We start from the raw sequence: 23,449 nt of genomic DNA on the forward strand, positions 1-23,449 counted from the left end.
AGCTCGACCTTGCGGGGCCCGGGGCCCATGGCCTCGGGGTAGGCTACGATAGCCGCTTCGCCTTCCGATTGCTTGCCGCCCGCCATGCCGGTGTACGTGCCGGACTGCACGAGGATGCCCTCGGCATCGAACGCGTGGTCCCACGGCACCTGCGTGCGCACGCGCTCGGCAACGCCGCCGATCTCGGGATAGAGCGGATCGTCCTCGGACAGGATGATCGGAATGATGGGCAGATCGTATTTGCGGGCGAACTCGAAATCGCGCTGATCGCCGCACGGTACGGCCATGACCGCACCGGTGCCGTAATCGGCCACCACGTAATCGGCCACCCAGATGGGAACCTTTTCGCCGTTGATAGGATTGACCACGTAGCGGCCCGTGAAGGCACCGTGCTTCTCGCGATCGCCCTGCGCGCGCTCGACGGCGCTCACCTTCTCGGCAGCGGAAACCAGATCGGCAACCGGCTGCTCGTAGGCGCTTCCGCGCACCAGATCTGCGAGGCCCTTGTACTCGGGAGCCAGCACGAAGAAACTGCAGCCGAACAACGTGTCGGCGCGCGTGGTGAACACGGTGATGATGTCGTCGTCGGTGGGGTTTTCGGGGGCGTTGCCCTCCGCATCGCACAGGATGAAATCGACCTCGGCGCCCTCGGAGCGGCCGATCCAGTTGGCCTGCATCTGCTTCACGCGGTCGGGCCAGCCGCCGAGCTGATCGAGGTCGTCGAGCAGCTCCTGGGCGTACTCGGTGATCTTGAAGTACCACTGCGTCAGGTCGCGCTTCTCCACCGCTCCGTGGCAGCGCCAGCACTCGCCCTCGGTAACCTGCTCGTTGGCGAGCACGGTCTTGCAGTTCGGGCACCAGTTGACCGGCGAGTTCTTGCGCTCGACGAGCCCCTTCTCCCACATCTTGGTGAAGATCCACTGGCCCCAGCGATAGTACTCGGGGTCGCACGCGACAACGGTACGGCTCCAATCGTAGGAGAAGCCCATGCGCTTGCACGACTCCATCTGCGTGTCGATGTTGGCGTACGTCCATTTGGCCGGATGGCTGTTGTGCTGGATGGCGGCGTTCTCGGCGGGAAGGCCGAACGCGTCCCACCCCATCGGGTGCAGTACGTCGAACCCGCGCATGCGGAAGTAACGGGCGCGCACATCGCCGATCGTGTAGTTGCGCACGTGACCCATATGAAGATCGCCCGAGGGATAGGGGAACATCTCGAGAATGTACTTCTTCGGCTTCGAAGCGTCCTCGGTTACCGTATTGAGCCCCTCGTCTTCCCAGATCTTCTGCCAACGGGGCTCTATCTCATGCGGGTTGTATTCTCTCATAGCGTTTCTTCCTCGTTAGGGCCGCGGATCGCCTGGCCACCGACCGGTCCGCCTGCCATCCGATCGATTTCCAGTGCAATTCAGCAGCATGCATAATCACAAGTGGTGCTTATTATAGTGATAATCCCCGTTTCGCGAAGCAGACAGGGGGAAATCTCCGCATGCGGCGAATGGGTGCGGAGCCGATGCGAAACACACGGGCGCGGCGGCTACAGGAACCGGTACGCAACCTGTCGCACGCCCCAATCGCCTGGCGAGTTCGCGCCGAACGCCTTCCACACACCGGGCGCGAGATCGAGCGCGCGACCGTACCCCGCAAAGCCGCCCACATCGGTGACCGTGGCTACGAGACTCATGCCGTTGTAGCTGATCTCCACCGAACGCCCGAGCAGGTATCGCTGGCTGATGGGCACCGCAACCGTATACGACGTCCAATCGAGCGGAATGCCCGAAGCGGTTGCATCCCACCCGTCGTTATCCTCGAAGCTGTAGGCTGAAGCGAACCCGAGTTGCCAGCTGCCGTCGATTGCGCCCGTCTCGAACACCGAACCGCTACCGCTTGGCGCCGCAAGGGCCGCAAGCGCTTCGAGCCGCTCCTGCTCGGCCTCGTCGACGCGAGCGCTCGCCTCCTCAACCAGCACCTGCGCCTCGTCTTCCTTAGCCGCAAGCTCCTCCCGAAGCGCGTTCTGCTCCGCTTTCTTCTCATCGAGCGCCTTGATCGTATCCTTCAACGCCGTCGTGCGATCCTGCTGCTCTCGCGCTTCCGATGCCAACGAAGCTTCGATCGCCTCGAGATAGTCTGCGGTGGAAAGCAGATCGGTGAACGATTCCGATGACAACACCATGTCGTAGAGCGTCACGCCCCCGAGCTTATAATGGAACACGGCGCTGTTCTTCAGGCGATCGAGGCTCTCCTGGCAAGCACGCTGCGCATCCATGGCCTGGGCCGCAACGGAATCGACCTCCTCCTGGAGCGCCGCGATCCCCGCTTCGAGCGCATCGCGCTCTTCCCGCAGATCGGCCAGCTCGGATTCTGCCTGCGCAAGGGCGTCTTTGGCATCGGACACCTCGTCGGCATACGCCGTGCCGACCGCCCCGAGCAAGCTCGAAAGCACGAACCAGAACAGGGTGGCGCAACAAAGCGCGAACGCGGTGCGCGCAAAGCGCTCCGCCCGCTTCGGAAGAACGGCCGAGGACGCTCGGTCGGATATGGTATTCGTTTTCATGGAAACCAGTATAGCGTTGCTCGCCCGCGATGCCAAAATCGGCTAGACGCCACGGAAAGCGGACGGTTTGTTGATTGCTGATGTGCTTGCATGGCGGATGCCGTTCAATGAACTATACTTTCCAGGTAATCCAATCCCCGTATCGAAGAAAGTCGCGAACATCGGCATGGTATGCACAATGCGTGAGATAAGGCGGGCTCGTCGGTGAATCAGCACCTGCCCAACCCGGATAAACCGAATACCCGTACGAAACGGCTCAACGCGGAATCCACCGTGCAACGCGAGCATGCCGAAAGCTCCTCGAATCGCGAACGCGCCCATACCAGCCATGCGTCTGCCCGTGCATCGGGGGACGAAAAGCGGGTCGAAGACGCAACGCGATCGAACGACCGCGAGGGCAAACGCGCTCTCTCGCCCGAAGAGCGGCGGGCCAAAGCCCAAGCCCAAACCGAGCAGAAGGCATTCGGATCCTCCGGACGGCCGACGGGCGGCAAGAAGCGCAAACAGCGCAAGCCGAACTTCATCACCCGTACGGTCAACGCCTGGTGCAACCGCCTGCTCGGTGCCGTTTCCGACCGGTCGCTCGCCGAACAGGAAGAAGAATACGCCGCACACCGCACTACCCGCGACTTCGTGTGGAACACCGTCGGCGTGGGCATATGGGGCATGGTCTTCCCCATTCTCACCATCGTCGTAACGCAGCTCGTCGGCGTTGAGCAGGCGGGCATGTTCTCGCTCGCGTTCGTTACCGGCCTCATGCTCATGTTCGTAGCGAACTACGGCGTGCGCGCCTACCAGGTCTCGGACATCAACGAGGAGCACTCCTTCTCCGATTATCAGATAAACCGCATCCTCACCTGCATCATCATGATCATTGCGGGAGTGTCGTACTGCGCCATCCGCGGCTATACCGACTCCATGCTGCTCATCAGCGTAGGCGTGTACCTCTACAAGATGATCGACGGCTTGGCCGACGTCTACGAAGGCCGGCTTCAACAAGTCGACAAGCTCTACCTTGCGGGCATTTCGCAGGGGTTCCGCTCGATCGTGGTAGTTGTCGTGTTCAGCGTCGTACTGTTCGTATCGCGCAACCTCGAAGCGGCGAGCATCGCGATGGCCATTGCGGCGGCGGCGACGTTTTTGTTCCTCACGTTTCCGCTCGCCCTGTTCGAAACCCCCAAATCCCGCACATGGAGCTTCGGCAGCGTATTCGATCTCCTGAAGCAGTGCTTCCCGCTATTCGTCGCGCTGTTCATGTACAACCTGATCGACAACATGCCGAAATTCGTCATGGAGGGCGCGCTCTCCTACGACAACCAGCTCTACTTCAACGCGCTGTACTTCCCCGCGCACGGCATCCTGCTCACTGCGGGCTTCATCTACAAGCCGCTGCTCCTGCGGATGGCGAACGTATGGGCCGACCCCGCCAAACGCAAGCGGTTCGACCTCATCATCGTCGTAATCCTTGCCGCCATCGTCGTGATGACGCTCGCCATGGTTCTCATCATGGGATCGATCGGCTTGCCCGTCATGAGCTTCTTGTACGGCATCGACTTCTCCCCGTTCCGCGAGCTGTGCTTCATCATGCTCGCAGCCGGTGGCGTAACGGCGGCCATCGAGTTCGTCTACCAGGTGATCACGGTGCTGCGCCGTCAGAAGGCGGTCATGAAGCTCTACCTCATCACGTTCGGGTTCTCGCTGTTCATCCCCATACTTCTCATCAACTTCACGGGCCTGCCCGGTGCCGTTATCGGCTACCTCATCGTCATGTGCATCCTGTTTGTACTCCTTATCTGGGAATACTTCCGCATCCGCTACGAAATGTCGCGGCAGAACGCCGCTGAGAAAGCCGAAACCGGTGCCCATACCGCCCGCAACGCCGCACGCGAAAAACGTTTGGCGCGCGAAGACGCCGAGTTCTCCTCGTACGGAAACCATGCGCCGCGCTCTCGTGCGCGCGCCAGCGCAGATGTGCTTTCGGGAAAGAAGACAAGCCCGAAAGCGGACGCAGGTTCGGACGCGAAGGCGGCCTCGAAGGCGGACGAGGGCCGCGGGAACCACTCCAAACGATAGGCGCACGGGCGTGGACGCTCTCTAGCGGCGGCTGTGCGGCAGATTCCCGAGTTCGTAGCAAAACGGTCGCGTTCGTCGTCCAAAACCCCTTCGAGCGGCGAAACGCGCGGCTGGCAAACCCGGCCGCTTTATCGCACGATATTGCATTGTTATTCAACGTTTCGATTGACGAGACGCTCTCGAGCGAGGAGCCGATCGGCATCGCTGAAAAAGCGGCAGACTTTCGCTTTACGGTGATAATGCACGCTTTTGTCAAGTAAAACCGCTTGAAAAAGCGAGAATTGCTTGACAAAAGCGTGCATTACTCGATTGAAAAGAGCACGGTGCCAGATCGGTCAGGGAATCGCCAGAAAACCGGCTGCGGAAGAGTGCGCCAGCGGTGACGAATGCAACCGTTTTCTCGACAAAAGTTGACCATTCCGCCGCACAGCCGATTAACCGGCGAAGCCGACCATAGAGAAAGCGCCCCGGAAAACCGAGGCGCCCGCTTAATCTGCTCTGTTGCTGCGCAGTTTAGCGCATGGAGCCGGTGCCGTAGCCCGACTTTTCCTTGAGTACGACGTCGTGCGCGCCGCCTTCGACGATCGAGGTAGAGCTGACCACCGTGAGTTTCGCCTTTTCCTGCAGCTCGGAGATCGTAAGCGCCCCGCAGTTGCACATGGTCGAGCGCACCTTCGAAAGCGTGAGGTCGACGTTGTCCTTCAGCGTGCCGGCGTAGGGTACGTAGCTGTCGACGCCTTCCTCGAAGGAGAGGCCCTTCTTGTCGCCGCCCAGATCGTAGCGCTGCCAGTTGCGGGCGCGGGCCGAACCCTCGCCCCAGTACTCCTTCATGTAGCTGCCGTTGACGTTGACCTTGTTCGTGGGGCTCTCGTCGAAACGGGCGAAGTAGCGGCCGAGCATGAGGAAATCGGCGCCCATGGCGAGGGCGAGCGTCATATGGTGATCGTAGACGATGCCGCCGTCGGAGCACACCGGCACGTAGATGCCCGTCTCCTCGAAGTACTCGTCGCGAGCTTTCGCCACCTCGATGATGGCGGTGGCCTGGCCGCGACCGATGCCCTTCTGCTCACGCGTGATGCAGATGGATCCGCCGCCGATGCCCACCTTTACGAAATCGGCACCGCACTCGGCGAGGAAGCGGAAGCCCTCGGCGTCGACCACGTTGCCGGCGCCCACCTTGACCGAATCGCCGTAATGCTCGCGCACCCACTCGAGCGTAATGCGCTGCCAATCGGAAAAGCCCTCGGAGCTGTCGATGCAGAGAACGTCCGCCCCCGCCTCGACGAGCGCCGGCACGCGCTCGGCGTAATCGCGGGTGTTGATGCCCGCGCCCACCAGGTAGCGCTTGTGCGAGTCGAGCATCTCGAGCGGGTTGGACTTGTGGGAATCGTAGTCTTTGCGAAAGACCATGTACATGAGATGGTCTTCGGCATCGACCAGGGGAAGCGAGTTGAGCTTGTTGTCCCAGATGATGTCGTTAGCGGTCTTGAGGCTCGTATCGGCAGGCGCCACGATCATGCGCTCGCGCGGGGTCATGAAGTCGACGACCTTCTCGGAGGGGTCCATGCGGGAGACGCGGTAATCGCGACTCGTTACGATGCCGAGCAGCTTGCCGTGGGCAGAACCGTCGTCAGTGACGGGCATCGTGGAATGGCCGTACTCTTCCTTGAGGGCAAGTACGTCGGCGAGCGTCGCCGTGGGAGCAAGGTTCGCATCGCTCGTCACGAAACCGGCTTTGTAATCCTTGACGCGAGCGACCATGGCCGCCTGGCTCTCGATGGTCTGCGAGCCGTAGATGAACGAGAGGCCGCCCTCGGTGGCGAGCGCGATGGCCATGCCGTCATCGGACACGGATTGCATGATGGCCGACACCATCGGGATGTTGAGCGAGATCGCAGGCTCTTCGCCCTTCTTGTACTTCACGAGGGGAGTCTTCAAACTCACCTTTGCGGGAATGCACTCTGAAGAGGAAAATCCGGGAACCAGCAAGTACTCGTTAAAAGTACGGGACGGTTCGTCGAAATAATAGGCCATGGAATATGCTCCTTTGCGATCAGCTCGAACGATGCGAAATGTGCACTTATTGTACTACGCTTCCCGAAGAAAAGATTTGTATCCTTTGTATGCTTCGAACAAATCGGCCTTTGACGACACTTCCCAGGGGGAATGCATCGAAAGAACCGCGACGCCCGAGTCGATCACGTCCATGCCGTACTTGGCCGGAATGTAGGCGATCGTCCCGCCGCCGCCTGCATCGACCCGTCCGAGCTCGGCCGTTTGAAACGCCACGTTCGCCTTGTCCATGATGGCGCGGATGCGCGCCATGTACTCGGCCGACGCATCGTTCGAGCCGCTCTTGCCGCGACTGCCCGTGTACTTGTTGAACACGAGCCCGCGCCCGAGGAAGGCGGAGTTCTTGGTTTCGAACACGCCCGAGTACGCGGGATCGAACCCGGCGCTCACATCGGAGGAGAGCATGCTCGACGCCGTAAGCGCACGCCTGAGCGGCAGATCGCCCGGAGCGCCGGCGAGCGCCATGACCTCGGCCATGGTGTTCTCGAAGAACTGCGAGGCCATACCCGTAGCGCCGACGCTGCCGATCTCCTCCTTGTCGACGAGTACGCACACGCAGGTTTTCGCCGGCTCCTCGATGGCCAGCTGCGCCAGAAGCGAGGTGTAGGCGCACACGCGATCGTCCTGCCCGTAGCCGAGCACCATCGAGCGGTCGAAGCCGCAATCGCGCGCAGCGCCTGCAGGCACCACTTCGAGTTCGGCGGAGAGGAAGTCTTCCTCCTCTATGCCGTAGCGCTCGGCCAAGAGGTCGAGCAGATAGGCCTTGACGGGCTCTTTCTCGGCGAGCTTGGCGCGCTTCGCTTGAGTGCTGTCCGCATCGGCGTCGTCTGCATCGCCCTTCTCGATCACGAGCGGACGGTTGCCCACGAGGATATCGAGGTCCTCGCCTTCGACGACCTCGTTGGCCTTCTTCCCCATCTGCTTGGAGGCCAGATGGATCAAGAGATCGGTGACGCAGAACACCGGATCGTCGGCCGCTTCCCCGACCACGACATCGACAACGCTGCCGTCCTTCTTCACCACCACACCGTGAATGGCGAGCGGAACCGTGACCCATTGGTAGTTCTTGATTCCCCCGTAATAATGCGTGTCGAGCAGCGCGAATCCGTTCGATTCGAACAGCGGGTTCTGCTTGATGTCGAGCCGCGGCGAATCGATGTGCGCACCGAGAATGTTAAGCCCGCGCTCGAACGGCTCGAAACCGATTTCCACCAGCATGAGCGCCTTGCCATGCGCATGCGCCCACACCCTATCGCCTGCCTGCAGAGGACGCTTCTCCTTGATGGCCGCTTCCAGGCTCACATATCCGTTCTCTTCGGCCAAATCGATAGCGAACCGTGCGCACTCACGCTCGGTTTTGCAGGTGGAGAGAAAATCGATGTAGCCCTGCGCAAGCGTTTCGAGGGCGGCAAGATCTTCATCGGAGTACGACTTCCATGCGTTTTCACGTTCCATAGATGCTCCCTTCGTATGCACACGTCAGGCGACCCCGCAAGCACTGAGCCCGCAAGCCGCCATCGAGCGGATGCGCTTCTTATTTCATAACCATTATCCTCGTGAAATCGAAGCCAGATGAGCGGGCACAGAAACTTCAAAGACGCTGCAGCTGCGAAGAGCAATCTGGCTGCCCGCCGAATATGGAGCGGCGCCCGCCAAACGCCCGCGGCCTTCGCAGAAACTACGTGTGGCACCCAGCTCGGCAAAGAACGCAGGGTGATTATTCCTGCGGTAAATCGTACCTCGCCGCCAAGCCAGCTATGATAATCTCGACATTGCGCTCGAAAGACTCTTCGGTAAACAGGTCGAATCGCTCAGCTGCTTCAGTCGAAAAGCTTCCATTCCCCCTTGTCCGCTCTTGGTTCGCGTACGACTCGGCTAGCTGAAAACCCGGCAGGAACGAATGCATCATCGAAAGGAACACCGAAGGCATTTCTTCGGGCAGATCCTGGCTTTCGTGCGTTGAGAATACGCGGTCGGTAAACTCGAGTACAGGGGATTCGAAAATGGGTACGAGCACGAACATCATGAACGCCTTGGGATGGCGAAGGGCCATCGCGCGATTCAGACGGGCGACACGGCGCAGACTGTCCTGCCACGTTTCCCCGGAAACGGGCTCCACGACCGTTTCATCGAGCATGGCCCCGAGAGCCGCCTTCATGAGGTCGTACTTCGATCCGAAACGGTTCATGATAGTCATCGTGGGCATGCCGGTCTTTTCGCTCAGCTTGCGAAAAGACAGCGCGTCGACCCCCTCTTCGTCGACGAACTCGAGCGCGGCTTTCGCCAGCTCTTCATTGGTAAGCGATACGCCCTTACGAGCCGTTTGAACCATGTACCTCGCCTTTCTTTCGTGACACCCATTATACCCGAGGCAACGGCAACAATCCGACGGGCACATAGCGTTCCCATCACCATGGTTTGCCTCCTGGGGGCGGACCAATCCCAAGCTTGACTTTGGTACAGTGTACCATTACAATGTGGTACACTGTACCAAAAGGGTTAGGAGGAACCCATGGCTATCACAAGGAGATCGTTTCTATCGGGATCGCTGCTCGCAGGTGCCGGCGTTGTTGCGGGAAGCCTGATCGGCTGCTCCCCGGCCAGCGAAGCCGCAGCCGATAAAACCACTGCCCCGACAGACGCCGCAGGCAAGGTGAAGGCCCACAATCCCGTATCCACCGAGCAGTTCGACGTTGTCGTAGTCGGCTCGGGAACCGCAGGCACCTGCGCAGCGCTGCGAGCCGCGGAGCTCGGCAAGAAAGTCGTCTGCCTGGAGAAGAACTCAGGACTTGGCGGCACATCGGTTTTTGCCGAGGGTCTTTGCGGTATCGGCTCGCGCTTTCAGACGGAGCAAGGCATCGAAGTCGACAGGGCCTCTGTCCTAGCCGACACGATGAGCTACCATCACTACGCCTGCCTCGGACCCGTAGTCCGTTCGTTCATCGACAATTGCGGCAGTACGATCGACTGGCTCGAAGACCAAGGGGTCGCATTTTCCTCCGTGGTCGCGCTCGGCGAATCGTACCCCGTGTGGCACCTGCCCGCCGATGAAACGGGTGCACCGACCGCCATGAAAACCGTCCTCGACGTACTGCAGAAGAACGCACAGGATCTCGGTGTTGAGTTTCGCACCTCGGCTCCCATGACCGATCTCGCCGTCGAAGGCGATGCCGTTGTCGGCGTTTACCTCGGAGGTGACGGCGACGAAACGCTTATCGAAGCGCCGGCCGTCGTTCTGGCAAGCGGCGGCTATGCGAACAACGCCGAGCTTTTCGAGAAGTTCACCGGCCGCCCGTACGATTCCGTGCACGTCTGGGGCATGACGGGCCGCGACGGCGACGGCATCCTCGCCGCGACTGGAACCGCGAATGCCGACACCCATCTTCCTGGCGCTGTAATGTATCACACCGGCCGCATCGAGGACACCGACGCGTTTTCCGACATTCCGAACTTCGTGCTGACCATGCAGCCCACCTTGCGCGTGAATGCGGCAGCGGAGCGCTACTTCAACGAAGCCGTCACGAGCGATTTCTCGGCTACGGGCAATGTCCTGACCACCAATGCGGCAAATTACGTTGTCTTCGACGATGCTTACATCGATCACATCGAGCAAGCGGGGCCGTTCTGCCCGATGCCGAATCTCGGTGCCTTCGTGGGTCAGCCCTTCGAGTGCCGCAAGGGAATCGAATCATGCAAAGGGGTTGCCAAAGCCGACACCATCGAAGACCTGGCAGAGCAGCTCGGCCTCGATGCCGACGCTCTCCGAGAAACCGTCGATCGTTACAACGAATTCTGCGCTTCGGGCCTCGACGAGGATTACGGAAAGCCTGCGGAACAGCTGCTGAGCGTTGAAAAGGCTCCTTTCTATGGAGCGTTCATCACCCCCACTTTGTTTACGACAGTCGGCGCCCTGCGTGTCAACGAGGCCATGCAAGTGGTTGCGACCGATGGGCACGCCATCAGCGGCCTCTACGCGGCAGGCGGCGATGCCGCAGGGCTGTACGGTGCCAATTACGATGTCGACGTCTGCTCGGGGTCGCAGCAGGGCTGGGCGGCAACCTCTGGTAAGCTTGCCGCGGAGCATCTGTCTGCTTAGCCCTAACTTCACATTCGCCCTCCTCGAAGCGGCCGCCCTTGCGGCTGCTTCGTTTTCACCGCCAGAAGAAGCTTGCAACTGAATGCAAAACGCAGAAGTTGTGCAGACTTGCAGAAAGTGCGTTGCAGTTGCCCCATCGCCCTTGAAATGCTCGGACGGGCGGTGTAAGATACCTTATCGAGATAAGTTCTCAATAAGAGACGAGACCCAATAACAACAGAGGAGAGCTCAATGACTATGAAGGTACGCGACGCCATTCCTACGCCCGACAACTCCACCAACTTCAGCATCGCAAGCGACAGCAAGACCGTTGTCGGCTCCACGCTCGACAACCTGAAGGCCGCTATCGCCGGCGAGACCGGCGCTTCCGCCAAGTACACCGCCTTCGCGAAGGCCGCCAAGGAGCAGGGATACGATCAGATCGCGCGCCTGTTCGAGGCAACCGCTGCCGCCGAGCAGATCCACATCGGCCTCGAGTACGGCCTGGTGTCTCAGATGGACCCCGACTACGAGAAGCCCTCTGCCGACGCCCCCGCAGCCGAGGCGAGCGACCTCAACCTCATCTCCGGCGCCTGCGGCGAGATCTACGAGACCTCCGACATGTACCCCGCATTCATCAAGAAGGCCCAGGAAGAGGGAGAGACCAAGGCAGTGCAGGTGTTCACCCGCGCCAAGCTCGCCGAATCCGTACACGCCGAGCGCTACCTCGATGCGTACAACAACCTCGACGCAGCCGATGACGACACCTTCTACCTTTGCCCCATCTGCGGCTACATCCACAAGGGCGAAGATTTCGAGAAGTGCCCCATCTGCTTTGCGCCCAAGGACAAGTTCACCGCTTTCTAAGCCGTAAACGACAGAACACCCCGAGCGGCTCCGCAACTTCTGCGGGGCCGCTTTCGTTTTTGCACCTTGTTGCGCTACACTAGATGCTTCGAAATGAGAAAGCCAGGTAGCAATGCAGCAAGAAAACACGCCTTCACCCGTTATCGATGCGATCCTGAAGCACAATCGCGCCTTCGTGGACGAGAGGGCATACGAGCGCTATCGCACCGACAAGTACCCCGACAAGAAGCTCGCCATCGTCACGTGCATGGACACGCGCCTCACCGAGCTTCTTCCGGCGGCGCTCGGCCTGAAAAACGGCGATGCGAAAATCATCAAGGTGGCGGGCGCCGAAGTGGCTCACCCGTTCGGCAGCGTCATGAGGTCGCTCCTCATCGCCGTATGCGAGCTCGGCGTCGAAGACGTCATGATCGTCGCCCATACGAGCTGCGGAGCACAGCACATGGACGGAGCTTCCATGATCGCGGCCATGGAGGAGCTGGGAGTCGAGGACGACCGCATCAAGCTCGCACAGCGCTGCGGCGTCGACTTCAACCGCTGGCTGGCGGGATTCGGCGATACCGAGAAAGCGGTGAGGGAAAGCGTGGCGATGGTGCGGGAGCATCCGGTCATGCCTGCGCGCATCCGCGTGAGCGGATGGATCATGGATTCGGAAACAGGCGAGATAACCCAGGTCGATTGCTAGGCGACCCCGTACGAAAACCGCAATCGAAAAACGAGCAGCAAGATCGCCGAAAGAAGCCGCCGCCCTCGCTACTCGATCTCCTCGATCCACACGCGAGCTACCCTGCCCCCCGCGATTTCGAGTTTGGCCACGCTTGGAAACGAACCTCCGCGCGGAAAGGTTACCGACCCCGGACAGACGATGTAATCGGCGGGCCGAGCCTCTTTCCCGGCGACGATTTCGGGGATGTGGGTGTGCCCGTGCACGCATACCCGAGGGATGGGATCTCCCGGCGCTATGCCCGGACCGCCGTTCCACCCGATGCGGACATCGCTCGGATAGTGCGCCACGAGAAACCTCACGCCCCCGATAACGGGATGGGCGAACCGCTGCACCCTTGCACCGTACTCGTCGAAATCGTTGTTGCCGAGCACCGCCGTTACCGGAGCGAGCGCCTCAAGACTGTGCAGTACCCCGGGCAAGCCGATATCGCCGGCATGGATGATGTGATCGCACTCGGCGAACGCCACGAGCGCAGCGTTCGTCAACCGCCCGTGCGTATCCGAGATGATGCCGACCAGTATGGTATCCGCCTTGTCGATCATGCGCCTTCCGTTCGGGATTCTGCTGCCGTTTGCACGCCATGCGAGATGCCGTGTGAACCCATTGTAACAAGACAGTGACCGTTGCCCCGTATCCGTTGACCGCCGTTTGCGTGCGCGATATACGTAAAGGTGTACAAAGCTCGCGGGCACAGACACACTGAACAGAAGCGATGCCATTTGATGCAGCCCGCCTCGAGAGAATGGAGATGATCGCAATGTTGTTGCCAGCAAGAAGAACCAGGGATTTCATCGACGGACTGATGCTCGACCCGTTCGAGACGTTTCTCGACAATGCAACCGCCCTCGCCAAGCCGGCGCCCACCCTCATGAAAACCGACATCAAGGAAACCGATGCGGGCTTTGAGCTCACCATCGACCTCCCGGGCTTCAAGAAGGATGACGTCACCGCCGAACTCAAAGACGGGTACCTTTCCATCAGTGCGGCGACGAGTTCCGAGCACGAAGAGAAGAGCGAGGAAGGCACCTTCATCCGCAAGGAGCGCTTCAGCGGAAAATGCAGCCGCAACTTCTACGTGGGCGAGGACATCTCGGAAGACGACATCAAAGCGAAGTTCGAAGACGGTCTTTTGAAGATCGCCGTTCCGAAAAAGGAGCAGCCAAAGATAGAAGAGACCAAAAAGGTTATCGCGATCGAAGGATAATCGCCGTAATCCCGAAAAAAGCAAGCACCATGGGCCACGCTATCGCAGCGTGGCCCTTCTCGTAGAATGCGCAGTCCCATCACTCGATGCTTTCACGTACCTCGGTGATGAGCTCTTCTTTGGAGTGGATGCCCATTTTTTTGTAAATATGTCGTACGTGCGTGTCGATCGTCGACTGTGCGATATAAAGCTCGTTGCGAATATAGGGCAACGAATAGCCTTGCGACAGATAGGTGAGGATCTCGCGCTCGCGGTTGGTGAGCTGGTAGCGCTCCGCCACCCCATCGCATGCTGCTTCGAGGGCGTCGGTGCCACTCGATTTTACCTGCTGCGCCCGATCTTCGAGCGTGAATGCAAGACGATCTTGGATGGCGATCGAGCCCATCACAAGCACGATGAGAACCGCCAAAGCCACCGCAAAAACGCCATGGTACGACCACGAGTCGGAAACGGAAGCCATTGCCAGCGGTGTTAGCAATATCCCCAAAAGGAATCCCACCTCAAGGAAAAATCTTCCCAACCCGAACACCTTGTGAGCTGGAGCGTGCGCCCTCTTGGATAACTCGGCAAAATACACGAACGTCAGTAAATTGAGCAGCGCCTGTGCGGCGAACACCACCAAACAGGCCACGAGCGCCGACGCAACGCCCGGAACGAACAGCAGAGCGAAAGCCGTTGCGATCAGCGGCAGCACCCACCGGTACAGCGTTGCGAGGTTAAGCGAGCGGGAAAACCTCGTCATGTACACCATCAGCAATACGGCAACCGCAGTCCCCGACAAAACGGAAGCCTCGAACAAGTTATGGGGCAACGGCACGGTTCCGCTGTTCACCATGCTCCAAAACAACGAGACAACCGTCGTCGCCCCCACGATTCCCAGTCCGATTCTCACAAACCCCAGTACATTGAACTCGCTGCGAGAAACCGCGTCGTCCCCGCTTTCCGCTTCGCCGCCTTTCGCACTGCGGCTCCTGAGGCAAAGAATCGAGAAAAACGGGAGGCACACGATGAACACGATCGCAATCGATGTTGGCACAACGAGTACGCACGCATAACAGCCGAACGCGAGCATGAGAGAATACGCTGCAGAGCGCTCGATACGCTGCATATCGAGCTTCGTGTAGTACGAACCCCATAAAACCGTGAACACCGCCATGCCCAACGACGATACGGCGCCGCCAAACAGCTGCATACCGAAAACAAGCTCGGATTCGGACCAGAGCGAGAGCGCGAGCATTGCCGTGCCGACCACCATTCCAGCAAGCGCCAGCATCTGTGCGATATCGACGACCCTTTCGCTCCGGAAGGGATCCTTCGCCAGCGAAAGCGCTAGCAATCCAACAGGAGTACCCACCATGGACGCCAACCAAAACGTTCCGAGATTCGAGGCATCGTCGTTGGTGAACGTGCCGGTGAATATGATCGACAAGCCCCACGCGACAATGAATCCCCATCCGAGATCAGCCGCATGGCGTTTCGGCAACAGGACGCTCGAGCCGCTTCGGTGCTCTTTGTTTCGTAGCCGCATCACGCACCTCCTCACCCGATCATTGTATGCCATGCAAGTACGTTTTCTTTATCACGTGAATCACGTGATATTGGAAATCAGGGCATCTCCCCGATAGCCGATCCTCCATCCGCACGATACGGTCGGTACGAACGGTCCGCCCAGCGGACATCATTCAGGGAATAGGGAGGAATCATGAAAACGAATATCACACGACGCCACTTCCTTGCCGGAAGCATAGCCGCCGGAGCATTGGCGGCAACGGCAGGCCTTGCCGGCTGCTCTCAGCCCGCAGCCTCGGGCTCGGGCGATTCTGGAAACCAATCGGCTGCTACGGCTTCGAACGACGTGCACTCTTGGGAGATCTATCCTGGAGACATCGACGAAGCAAGCGTCACCGAAACCATCGAGAGTGACGTCGTCATCATCGGACTCGGCGCTTCGGGCACCTACGCAGCCGCGTCGGCAATCGAAAACGGCCTTTCCGTCGCTGTGCTCGAGCGCAACGATACGTTCAATGCCAACGGCGGATCACATTTCGTGTTCAACTCCGCTGCGCAGCGCGAACTTGGACAGGAGGTGGATGTCGAGCTTGCGGTGAAAGACTTTCTCAATATAGCCAACGACAAAGTTGACGGAAACGCTGTTTGGACGTGGGCGAAACGGTCGGGCGAGGCGGCCGATTGGTTCGCCGAAATCGTTGAGCCGTACGGGCTGCACCCGGTGCTGCAGCATTCCGACAACGAGCCCATCACGAAAATCTATCCAGGCACGATTCTGTTTATCGGCGGAGAAAACGAGCCGACTGACGGCATCGACAACGATCCGTACAATGGAGATCTCGGCCTCGGTTTCGTTCCGGAAATCGATTTGCTCAAAGCGCTTCTCGAGCACGTTCAATCCAAAGGCGCGAACGTGTATTTCAAGCATGTGTCCGAACAGCTGGTAAAAGACGAAGCCGGGCGCATTATCGGCGTCATAGCGTCGGATGCCGACGGTTCGTACAAGAAGTTCACGGCAACAAAGGGCGTAGTCATCGCCACGGGAACCTACGATCAAGATCCGGAGATGCACGCGCACTTCTGCCCCACCATCGCAAACAACCCGTGCGGCGACGAGGTGCCTCTGTTCAACATGGGGGATGGCTCGGGCATCAAGCAGGCTCTTTGGGCGGGCGCAGCCATGCAGGCGAACGGCGACCATCCGCCTATGATGTTCTGGGGATCGACCAACTGCATCAAGAACGTGCTGGTCAACAAGCTCGGTAAGCGCTTCATCGACGAAACAGCCGGCCAATCGAATATGGCGGCCGCCCAGTTCAATCAACCGGGCGCCCAGATGTGCGCTCTATGGAACGCGGCGTACGCCGAACAGCTGCCCGCCATATCGTATCGAGCCGACGATCCGTCATGGACGGCAACGCCCGAGCAGTTCCTTGCCAAGTGGGAAGCACTCGTCGAACAGGGCATCTTCATGAAAGCCGACACGCTCGACGAGATCGCCGTAGCTTACGGCCTTCCCGCCGATGCACTTGCCGAAACAGTCGAGGAGTACAACGGCTACTGCGCAGCAGGCGTCGACGAGGCGTTCCATAAGAAGGCCGAGGAGCTCCATGAGCTGACAGGCCCCTATTTCGCTACGTTCTACACATGCCCAGCCTCGCTTGCCTCTATGGGAGGACTGCACGTCAATGCGCGCTGCGAAGTACTCGACGCAGAAGATCAACCGCTTGAGGGCCTGTACGCCATCGGGTTGGCGGCAGGCGATTTTTACGCCAACCAGTACAGTACCCGCTTCGCAGGGAACAGCCTCGGCCGCTGCATGACGTTCGGCTACCTCGTCGGACGCCAGCTTGCGGGCCTCGAATAGCCGCTAGGGCAAGGGCCTCGAGACGCACGCCCAAACCGCACCCAGCACTTCCAGGAAGGACGGCATTGCACGCGATGCCGTCCTTCCTGCCTTTATCCGTTAACCCGCAATCCGCGCATCGGAATCGCCACGGATGCGCCGTCGGAGTATAGTGGTAGCGGTAGCTCATACGGCAACACCGCGAAAGCAAGGACGGATATATGGCGCACAGCGAAACGGAACGGGCCATCGAAGGGTTCAGGGAGCTGATTGCCGCAGCACCGCCCGCCAGCGTCGTGTTCTTCGGGGGTGCGGGCGTATCCACCGAAAGCGGCATCCCCGACTTCCGCAGCCCCGACGGCCTGTACGCGCAGAAGTACCCTTACCCCGCGGAAACCATGATCAGCCGGAGCTTCTTCGACGAGCATCCGTCCGAGTTCTTCGACTTCTACTGCAACCGCATGGTATTCACCGATGCCGAGCCGAACCAAGCTCATCGCAAGCTCGCCGAACTCGAATGCGAGGGCACTATACGGGCTGTGATCACCCAGAACATCGATGGGCTCCATCAGGCGGCAGGGAGCAAGGCCGTTCGCGAACTCCACGGCAGCGTGCTCCGCAATTATTGCATGAACTGCGGAATGTCCTATTCGGCAGACGAGGTGCTCACCCTGCACGCCCTCGATGACGACGGCATCCCCCGCTGCCCTGCGTGCGCGGGTATCGTGAAGCCCGATGTCGTGCTCTACGAAGAGCCGCTCGACGAACGCGTGCTGCGGGCGTCGATCGAAGCCATCGCGCAGGCGGGTATGCTCGTCGTTGCCGGTACTTCGCTTGCGGTCTATCCGGCAGCCGGCCTCATCGACTATTTCCGCGGATCGCACCTCGTCATCGTCAACCGCTCTCCCACCCCGCGCGATCGGCAGGCAGATCTCTGCATCGCTGCAAACGTTGGAGACGTATTCGATTTCTAGGAGGATTCATGCAGCACGAAACCATCGGCGCCCCGACGCTCGCCAGCAATCGGGAAAGCCGCCCACAGCCCATCCTGCACGACGTCAAGCAAGTGAGCGACGGATGGATCAAGAAATACGAGCTTACCTATGCCATGCCCGACGGGAGCCTCTACTCCTACGAATCGGTTTCCCGCAAAAACGCCGAAACCTATCGACGGGAGCTCGAACGCGCAGGATCGGGAGAGCAGCAAGCCGATGCCATCTGCATCGTGGGCCGCACGCCCGATAACGAGCTCGTGCTCATTCGCGAGTTCCGCTATCCGCTGAACAGCTGGTGCATCGCCTTTCCCGCAGGCCTTATCGAGGCGGGCGAAGATCTCGAAGACTGCCTTGAGCGAGAGCTTCGCGAAGAAACGGGATACGGATTCCATCTCATCGATGGGAAACCGAAGTTTCACGCGCTGCCCCAAGCCGGTTATTCGTCGACGGGGCTTTCGGAAGAGAGCGTTCAGGTCGTGTTCGCCTTCGTCGAAAAGCAAAGCGATCCCGAGCCGGAACCCTCGGAGTTCATCGAAGTGTTTACGCTGCCCATCGCCGATGCGGCGCGCTTTCTCGAAGAGAACGAGACCCCGATCGGAACGCGATGCCAGCTCATTCTGGAATCGTTCGCCCGCGATGCACGCGACGCTTTGCAGCGCTGCTGAGCCTGCGTACTCCGGTTTCGGAAGGACCCGGTACTGCGGCCGTTTTTACGCAATGCCGGGTTCCCTCATCGGAATGCCGTGCGGCGGTGCGCCCGCAAGGAAGCTACCCGATTCCCATCGGCCGCCTAGCGGTTTATCACCTGGATATGCAGGCCTTCCATCACGTCGAATGCTTTGTCTTGCAACTCTTTATCGAACGAATCGGTACATGCGGCATCGACGATGATCGGCACTTCGGGGCATGCCGTCTTGGCAAGGACCGCATTCGCAATCACGCAGATGTTTGAAACGAGCCCCACGAACTCGATGCTTTCGAACGGCTTCGTACCCACCTCGTCGGCAACCTTCTGCATGGCGACAAGACGGCCGAACAGCTCCTTCGAGCCGAACGTCGGCTTTTCGAATACCGGATCGCACGCCTTTACCCGCTCGGCGACCATACCGAAAAGTTCGGCGCCCGGCGTTCCTTCGATGCAATGCTCGACGGGCAGATTGGCTCCCTCGAGCGTATCGAGGTAGTCGCGCCCGTGCATGTCGAGGGTAAAGGCAATCTCATCGCCGGCCTCGCGGTAGGCGTCGATCTTGGCAGCGATGCGTTCGTCGAGCATCTCAGCTCCGGAAAAGCCCAACGCCCCATCGACGAAATCATTTTGGTAATCAACAACTATCAGCAGTTTCTTCATGCCCGTTCCTTATACGCGCTCAAAACGATCCGGTACCTTCACGCCAGCCGTCAGACCAGCTTGGCGATAAGGGTACCATACTCCTCTTGAATGCGTTCGTACGCGGACATGATCGGCGCGCAAACGTGCCTCACTTCTTCCATAATGGCATCGTATTCGCCGATGAGCACCGATGCTACCGTGCGGTCGATCAATCCCTCGCTTGCCATATCGCCTACGATCGAGACTACGCGTTTTCTGCCGTACGCCTCCTTGTAGCTCCTGGTGCCCGCAAGCGCACTCACGATATCGGCCACCGCAACGATGCGTTCGAGCTCGGTCAGATCGGAGGCGGCCAGCCCATGGGGGTAGCCCGACCCGTCGAGCTTTTCGTGATGCCGAAGCGCGATGCGGGCAACTTGAGGGCATACGCATCCGTCGATGATGCGCTCGGTAAGTTCGACGTGGATTCGCATGATCGCCTGCTCGGCTTCCGTAAGCTTGCCGGGCTTCTCGAGTATTTCAAGGGGAACGCCGATCTTGCCGAGGTCGTGGACCAATCCCCCATTGTAGATGGCGCCGAGATCCTCGTCGGCAAGACCGAGTCGAAGCGCAAGGGAAAAAGCGATTTGCGCCGTCGTCATCGTGTGGGCAACGGTATGCCGGCTTCGAAAATCAATCACGTGCACGAGCATCTCGAGAAAGGACGGGGCGTCGACATCGATGATGGGATACGCGGCAAGAGCTCGCCCGACGCTTGCGTTCTCAGCTATGCGGCTCTCCAGGTCAAACACCTCGTCCGCAGCGCAGAACAGCTCGACAGCCTCTGAGTCGAGCAGATGCCCCGCACCCTGCCTGAGGCGCGCATGCAGCTTTTGGCGAGAAGCATCGGGGAACTCAAGGGCAAACACATCGGCCCGATCCGCAACATGGAGGATTTTGGCTACATGGGCGATCGTCGGTTCGACCCCATCGAACGCATCGCAGGGTGCATGGTGGTAGAGAACCGCTTCGGCCATACGGGAGAGAGGGGAGAGTTCTCTGAGGAACAAGTATCCGTATGCCGAATGCTCCCATACCGTTTCGGTTTCGAAGTCGACCATGCGATCGATCTCTTCGGTCCGGTACGCCCCGATATCGTGGAACAGCGCGATCAGAAACGCATCGCGGCGATCTTCCGGCCCGAGCGAACGATCGAGGTCGAGCATCGCGTCAACGTACACCGCCACACGTAACCCATGATCGACCAACCGCACGTCGACAAGGTTGAGCGCTCGCTGCACCATAACGGCAACAGCGAGCGATTGGGGCGTGCTCCCAGCAACCGAAGCGCTTGTGCTCATCGGCCGTTCAACTTGGCAATGGTCTTCGACGCTTTCGCCATCTGGGTTTCCACATCAAGCTCGACAACGTCGAGACCCTCCGCTGCAACGAAACGCGTTTCGGGAATGCCGAACATGGTCGCAATGCCGCTAAGGTACTCGTATCCGAAATTCGCCCCCTCGACGAAACCGCCGCACGAGGTGATGTAGGTGAGCGATTTCGCCTTGCACAAGCCCTCGGCCCTCCCCTGTTCGCTGTAGTGGAATGCGATGTCGCAAACCGAAACGTACTCGATGTACGTCTTGAGCGCAGCAGGAAACGACAGATCCCAATACGGCGCCCCGATAACGATCTCATCGGCCGCGGCAAACTGCTTTGCGAGGTCGAACACGGGATCGTCCCACGCTCCCGCCTTCTGCAGATCGGCTCGGCGACCAGCCGCTTCGCCGTCAAACGGCACAAGAGCGAGCTTCCCCAGATCGACTTCGACGACATTTTCCTTTTCGGCGAGGTATTCGCGGCACAGCTTGAGCGTACGCGACTTCTCGCCCCTCATGCAGGCGTTGACAAACAGGATCGTTGACATGAAACCCCCTAGAAAGTAAAGCCGCCCAAGGCGGCGGATCTCTTATGCGCCTATCATAACAGAACGGCGGTTGCGCGAGTCGGTGCTCGAAGGCAAAAACGCTCCTGCAACCGTTGGGTGCAGGAGCGTTTTGCCGAGTTTTTTCGATCCGCCGAAGCCTATGCTATCTTCTCGAATTCTTCGTGATGGCAGTTCGGGCATGGGGGCAATTGATCATCATCGCTTTTCAGCTCGACGACTTGCCCGCAATTCAGGCACCTATACGATCCCTTTCCGGGCTTCTCTCCGGTTTTGTACACCATGGTGTTCTCCTTTCTTTGGACGGACCCCGCCCTCAGACGGGGTCCGGTATCGAAAAGCGCCGAGGCGAACCCGACGCTGGGTTTGCCTTGCCGGGCTACGCCGCCGCGCTTTGGGGCTTGTCGTTACCACCCTGCTTCTGCCTGTACTCGTCGCGAGTCATGACATCGACCACATGCACGGTCATCTCCTCGACGTCGAGGCCGGTCATTTCCTTGATGCTCTTGCCGACGACCTTCTTGATGCGGTCGAACACCTCGACGGCCGATTTGCCGTACTCGAGGATGACCGAGAGATCGACCGAAACGCGCTCGTCGTCTTCGACGTCGGCGTTGACCCCCTTGGTGCGGTCGTTGCCGCCGAGACCCTCCTGGATGGTGGAGAGCAGATTGCCCTTCATCTCGACGATGCCGTCGATCTTCTGCGTCGCATACGCCGCGATCTTCTCGACAACTACCTCGTCGATAACGAGCTTGTAGTCAGGTTCGGCTGACGATGCGGCTCCCCCGCTCGGGTTCATGGTGTTGTTCGCGGTGTTCACGGTGCTCGTTGCTTCCTGTGTCATTGCTGACTCCTTTCACGGATGATTGCCTATGCCTTAATCCAACCGATCGATGATGCTTTTGACGGTGGCAGCCGTTCTGCGGTCGCCGTCTTTGTAGCGCCCGTACAGAACGCCTGCGGATATGAACACTGCCAAAAGCAGGGTTGGCCAAAAACCGATGATGAGAAAACCCGCCGCTAAAAGCAGGCCGACCGAAGCGCAGACAACCTGGTTGCGGTGCGCTCGGTAATAAGAGAACCATGCCCGCTTCGCATTGGGGAACATTTCCTCGTTGCGCTCCTGCTCTGCAGGCGCTTCCTGCGGCGCCGATAACTTCTGCACCGTATCGGCGCTCTTCAGATCGGGCGCCAGCGAGGTGTCGGGGTATCCGAACCGATCGGGCATCGTCTGGGTTGACGGAGCCGCCGAAGACGGCGCCCATGTTGCTGTTTGTGCCATGGAAAACCTCCTATCTCGCCATTGCGGCAGCCGTGTTAAGGGATGCTCCCTCGGAACCGGCGACCGCCTCATCCGCCATTTCCTCCGCAGTCAGAACGCGCGCGGGATGCGGAGCTCGGGCAGGCTGTTGGGGCTGTTGGGGCTGATACGATTGCACCGACGCAGCTCCTGCGCCCTTGGCCGCGTAAGCCGATTCGACCTTGGTGAAGGAGATGCGCAGCCTGTCGAGCGGGTGCCCCGTCAGCGCGTTCACCGCGGTCGTCACCTCGTTGGTGAGCGTAGTGCCCAGCTGTTCCAGCATGCCGCTGCGACCGGGATCCACCTTGATGCGCAGGCGCAGTTTCGGATCGCGCTTGCCGACGATCTTCATGCGAACGTCCTTGGCGGCAAGCCCCCGATGGGCTTCGATGGTATTGCGCGCCGTCGAGACTATCGCATCGCGCGAGATGTCGACTTCGCCGTCTTCGCGTTCGATGCGCAGTCTCGACGACGTTCTCGGAGCCGCGATCGCCCACACGAGCAAGGCGATCGTACCGACGAGCACGATGCCGAGCAGTACGGCCTCGACGATGAAGAACCACTGCTGGCCTGCAAGCCAACCGATCGCCGGCATAACCGGATCCCAGGCGAACCAGAGCATCGCAAGAAAGCCGACACCGAGTATAGTCGCCATGGCGAACACAAACAGCGCCATGCGTTTGATCGTTCCCATACCGTCCTCTTTTCTCTTCGAACCGAAAGCCCGAAAGCTCTCGGCTGCGGTTAGATGATGTGTTTGATATCAATTACTTTATCAGTTATATAATCGGAATAAAGAGCTTTACGTGATTCGAAATATTCCCCTTGATCTGCTGTAACGTTGGTGATCTCACCGTTATTGCGCCGTACTGCGCCCGTTGCGGGAGCGTTTCGAGCACGACAACTGAGCGCAAAGAACCCCGCCGCGCATAGGCTCGCGCGACGGGGCTCGGTTCGGTCTGGTTCGGT

Annotated in this window: 22 protein-coding genes; 8 read left to right on the plus strand and 14 right to left on the minus strand. The window is 59.7% G+C overall.

What is annotated here, in order from left to right; genetic code table 11:
- On the minus strand, positions 1-1,328 hold a 1,328-nt coding region (locus C1722_RS14060; protein WP_102379988.1), incomplete at its 3' end, for a class I tRNA ligase family protein.
- A gap of 209 nt (positions 1,329-1,537) precedes the next feature.
- Positions 1,538-2,554, minus strand: coding sequence for an RlpA-like double-psi beta-barrel domain-containing protein (locus C1722_RS14065; RefSeq protein WP_102379989.1), 1,017 nt, complete (start codon positions 2,552-2,554; stop codon positions 1,538-1,540).
- 204 nt (positions 2,555-2,758) lie between these two features.
- Here C1722_RS14065 and C1722_RS14070 point away from each other — a divergent pair, with 204 nt between their 5' ends.
- On the plus strand, positions 2,759-4,627 hold the full coding sequence (locus C1722_RS14070) for a lipopolysaccharide biosynthesis protein (RefSeq protein ID WP_244902594.1): 1,869 nt from the start codon (positions 2,759-2,761) through the stop codon (positions 4,625-4,627).
- A 513-nt stretch (positions 4,628-5,140) separates the two neighbouring features.
- On the opposite strand, the gene C1722_RS14075 is transcribed toward C1722_RS14070, so the two are convergent.
- The 3 genes from C1722_RS14075 to C1722_RS14085 form a co-directional block, all read right to left on the minus strand.
- Complete coding sequence (locus tag C1722_RS14075; RefSeq protein WP_102379990.1) at positions 5,141-6,661, minus strand: IMP dehydrogenase; 1,521 nt, start codon at positions 6,659-6,661, stop codon at positions 5,141-5,143.
- A 54-nt stretch (positions 6,662-6,715) separates the two neighbouring features.
- Positions 6,716-8,155, minus strand: a complete 1,440-nt coding sequence (locus C1722_RS14080; RefSeq protein WP_102379991.1) for an aminopeptidase — start codon at positions 8,153-8,155, stop codon at positions 6,716-6,718.
- 262 nt (positions 8,156-8,417) lie between these two features.
- The gene (locus C1722_RS14085) at positions 8,418-9,032 is read right to left on the minus strand and encodes a TetR/AcrR family transcriptional regulator (RefSeq protein WP_180995271.1); all 615 of its coding nucleotides are present in this window, start codon (positions 9,030-9,032) and stop codon (positions 8,418-8,420) included.
- 180 nt (positions 9,033-9,212) lie between these two features.
- Here C1722_RS14085 and C1722_RS14090 point away from each other — a divergent pair, with 180 nt between their 5' ends.
- From C1722_RS14090 to C1722_RS14100, 3 genes are all read left to right on the plus strand, one after another.
- On the plus strand, positions 9,213-10,796 hold the full coding sequence (locus C1722_RS14090) for an FAD-dependent oxidoreductase (protein WP_102379993.1): 1,584 nt from the start codon (positions 9,213-9,215) through the stop codon (positions 10,794-10,796).
- Between the two features lie 231 nt (positions 10,797-11,027).
- Positions 11,028-11,642 carry a nigerythrin gene (gene ngr, locus C1722_RS14095; protein WP_425319384.1) on the plus strand — a complete coding sequence of 205 codons (615 nt, stop codon included), beginning with the start codon at positions 11,028-11,030 and terminating at the stop codon, positions 11,640-11,642.
- Positions 11,643-11,754: 112 nt separating this feature from the next.
- Positions 11,755-12,327: a beta-class carbonic anhydrase gene (locus C1722_RS14100; RefSeq protein WP_102379994.1), complete on the plus strand. Its 573-nt coding sequence runs from the start codon at positions 11,755-11,757 to the stop codon at positions 12,325-12,327.
- Between the two features lie 68 nt (positions 12,328-12,395).
- On the opposite strand, the gene C1722_RS14105 is transcribed toward C1722_RS14100, so the two are convergent.
- Positions 12,396-12,911 (minus strand): metallophosphoesterase family protein, encoded by a 516-nt coding sequence (locus tag C1722_RS14105; protein WP_102379995.1) that lies wholly within the window; start codon positions 12,909-12,911, stop codon positions 12,396-12,398.
- 209 nt (positions 12,912-13,120) lie between these two features.
- On the opposite strand from C1722_RS14105, the gene C1722_RS14110 reads away from it, so the two are divergent.
- Positions 13,121-13,573 (plus strand): Hsp20/alpha crystallin family protein, encoded by a 453-nt coding sequence (locus C1722_RS14110; protein WP_102380412.1) that lies wholly within the window; start codon positions 13,121-13,123, stop codon positions 13,571-13,573.
- A gap of 79 nt (positions 13,574-13,652) precedes the next feature.
- On the opposite strand, the gene C1722_RS14115 is transcribed toward C1722_RS14110, so the two are convergent.
- Entirely contained in the window at positions 13,653-15,101 is a 1,449-nt protein-coding gene (locus C1722_RS14115) for a helix-turn-helix transcriptional regulator (RefSeq protein WP_180995273.1), read from the minus strand.
- Between the two features lie 174 nt (positions 15,102-15,275).
- On the opposite strand from C1722_RS14115, the gene C1722_RS14120 reads away from it, so the two are divergent.
- From C1722_RS14120 to C1722_RS14130, 3 genes are all read left to right on the plus strand, one after another.
- Positions 15,276-16,949, plus strand: a complete 1,674-nt coding sequence (locus C1722_RS14120) for an FAD-dependent oxidoreductase (protein ID WP_102379997.1) — start codon at positions 15,276-15,278, stop codon at positions 16,947-16,949.
- Between the two features lie 200 nt (positions 16,950-17,149).
- Entirely contained in the window at positions 17,150-17,902 is a 753-nt protein-coding gene (locus C1722_RS14125; protein ID WP_102379998.1) for an NAD-dependent protein deacylase, read from the plus strand.
- Positions 17,903-17,910: 8 nt separating this feature from the next.
- Entirely contained in the window at positions 17,911-18,588 is a 678-nt protein-coding gene (locus C1722_RS14130; protein ID WP_102379999.1) for an NUDIX hydrolase, read from the plus strand.
- Positions 18,589-18,713: 125 nt separating this feature from the next.
- Here the strand turns inward: C1722_RS14130 and C1722_RS14135 are convergent, their stop codons facing one another.
- From C1722_RS14135 to amaP, 7 genes are all read right to left on the minus strand, one after another.
- Positions 18,714-19,271, minus strand: a complete 558-nt coding sequence (locus C1722_RS14135) for a cysteine hydrolase family protein (protein WP_102380000.1) — start codon at positions 19,269-19,271, stop codon at positions 18,714-18,716.
- 50 nt (positions 19,272-19,321) lie between these two features.
- The gene (locus C1722_RS14140) at positions 19,322-20,593 is read right to left on the minus strand and encodes an HD-GYP domain-containing protein (protein ID WP_244902595.1); all 1,272 of its coding nucleotides are present in this window, start codon (positions 20,591-20,593) and stop codon (positions 19,322-19,324) included.
- On the minus strand, positions 20,590-21,159 hold the full coding sequence (locus tag C1722_RS14145; RefSeq protein WP_102380001.1) for an NAD(P)H-dependent oxidoreductase: 570 nt from the start codon (positions 21,157-21,159) through the stop codon (positions 20,590-20,592). Before C1722_RS14145 ends, C1722_RS14140 begins: the two co-directional genes overlap by 4 nt.
- A 158-nt stretch (positions 21,160-21,317) precedes the next feature.
- Positions 21,318-21,497 carry a zinc ribbon-containing protein gene (locus tag C1722_RS14150; protein WP_279611970.1) on the minus strand — a complete coding sequence of 60 codons (180 nt, stop codon included), beginning with the start codon at positions 21,495-21,497 and terminating at the stop codon, positions 21,318-21,320.
- Between the two features lie 59 nt (positions 21,498-21,556).
- Complete coding sequence (locus C1722_RS14155) at positions 21,557-22,024, minus strand: Asp23/Gls24 family envelope stress response protein (protein ID WP_102380003.1); 468 nt, start codon at positions 22,022-22,024, stop codon at positions 21,557-21,559.
- Between the two features lie 33 nt (positions 22,025-22,057).
- Positions 22,058-22,462, minus strand: coding sequence for a DUF2273 domain-containing protein (locus C1722_RS14160; RefSeq protein WP_180995274.1), 405 nt, complete (start codon positions 22,460-22,462; stop codon positions 22,058-22,060).
- 10 nt (positions 22,463-22,472) lie between these two features.
- Positions 22,473-23,174, minus strand: coding sequence for an alkaline shock response membrane anchor protein AmaP (amaP, locus tag C1722_RS14165; protein WP_102380005.1), 702 nt, complete (start codon positions 23,172-23,174; stop codon positions 22,473-22,475).
- Between the last annotated feature and the right edge of the window lie 275 nt (positions 23,175-23,449).

It is taken from the genome of Raoultibacter timonensis (assembly GCF_900240215.1).
Lineage (GTDB): Bacteria > Actinomycetota > Coriobacteriia > Coriobacteriales > Eggerthellaceae > Raoultibacter > Raoultibacter timonensis.

Bases quoted from the DNA above. Each gene is read 5' to 3' on its own strand.
- C1722_RS14065 (WP_102379989.1), bottom strand. From the start codon at position 2,554: ATGAAAACGAATACCATATCCGACCGAGCGTCCTCGGCCGTTCTTCCG.
- C1722_RS14075 (WP_102379990.1), bottom strand. From the start codon at position 6,661: ATGGCCTATTATTTCGACGAACCGTCCCGTACTTTTAACGAGTACTTG.
- C1722_RS14080 (WP_102379991.1), bottom strand. From the start codon at position 8,155: ATGGAACGTGAAAACGCATGGAAGTCGTACTCCGATGAAGATCTTGCC.
- C1722_RS14085 (WP_180995271.1), bottom strand. From the start codon at position 9,032: ATGGTTCAAACGGCTCGTAAGGGCGTATCGCTTACCAATGAAGAGCTG.
- C1722_RS14090 (WP_102379993.1), top strand. From the start codon at position 9,213: ATGGCTATCACAAGGAGATCGTTTCTATCGGGATCGCTGCTCGCAGGT.
- ngr (WP_425319384.1), top strand. From the start codon at position 11,028: ATGACTATGAAGGTACGCGACGCCATTCCTACGCCCGACAACTCCACC.
- C1722_RS14100 (WP_102379994.1), top strand. From the start codon at position 11,755: ATGCAGCAAGAAAACACGCCTTCACCCGTTATCGATGCGATCCTGAAG.
- C1722_RS14105 (WP_102379995.1), bottom strand. From the start codon at position 12,911: ATGATCGACAAGGCGGATACCATACTGGTCGGCATCATCTCGGATACG.
- C1722_RS14115 (WP_180995273.1), bottom strand. From the start codon at position 15,101: ATGCGGCTACGAAACAAAGAGCACCGAAGCGGCTCGAGCGTCCTGTTG.
- C1722_RS14120 (WP_102379997.1), top strand. From the start codon at position 15,276: ATGAAAACGAATATCACACGACGCCACTTCCTTGCCGGAAGCATAGCC.
- C1722_RS14125 (WP_102379998.1), top strand. From the start codon at position 17,150: ATGGCGCACAGCGAAACGGAACGGGCCATCGAAGGGTTCAGGGAGCTG.
- C1722_RS14130 (WP_102379999.1), top strand. From the start codon at position 17,911: ATGCAGCACGAAACCATCGGCGCCCCGACGCTCGCCAGCAATCGGGAA.
- C1722_RS14135 (WP_102380000.1), bottom strand. From the start codon at position 19,271: ATGAAGAAACTGCTGATAGTTGTTGATTACCAAAATGATTTCGTCGAT.
- C1722_RS14140 (WP_244902595.1), bottom strand. From the start codon at position 20,593: ATGAGCACAAGCGCTTCGGTTGCTGGGAGCACGCCCCAATCGCTCGCT.
- C1722_RS14145 (WP_102380001.1), bottom strand. From the start codon at position 21,159: ATGTCAACGATCCTGTTTGTCAACGCCTGCATGAGGGGCGAGAAGTCG.
- C1722_RS14155 (WP_102380003.1), bottom strand. From the start codon at position 22,024: ATGACACAGGAAGCAACGAGCACCGTGAACACCGCGAACAACACCATG.
- C1722_RS14160 (WP_180995274.1), bottom strand. From the start codon at position 22,462: ATGGCACAAACAGCAACATGGGCGCCGTCTTCGGCGGCTCCGTCAACC.
- amaP (WP_102380005.1), bottom strand. From the start codon at position 23,174: ATGGGAACGATCAAACGCATGGCGCTGTTTGTGTTCGCCATGGCGACT.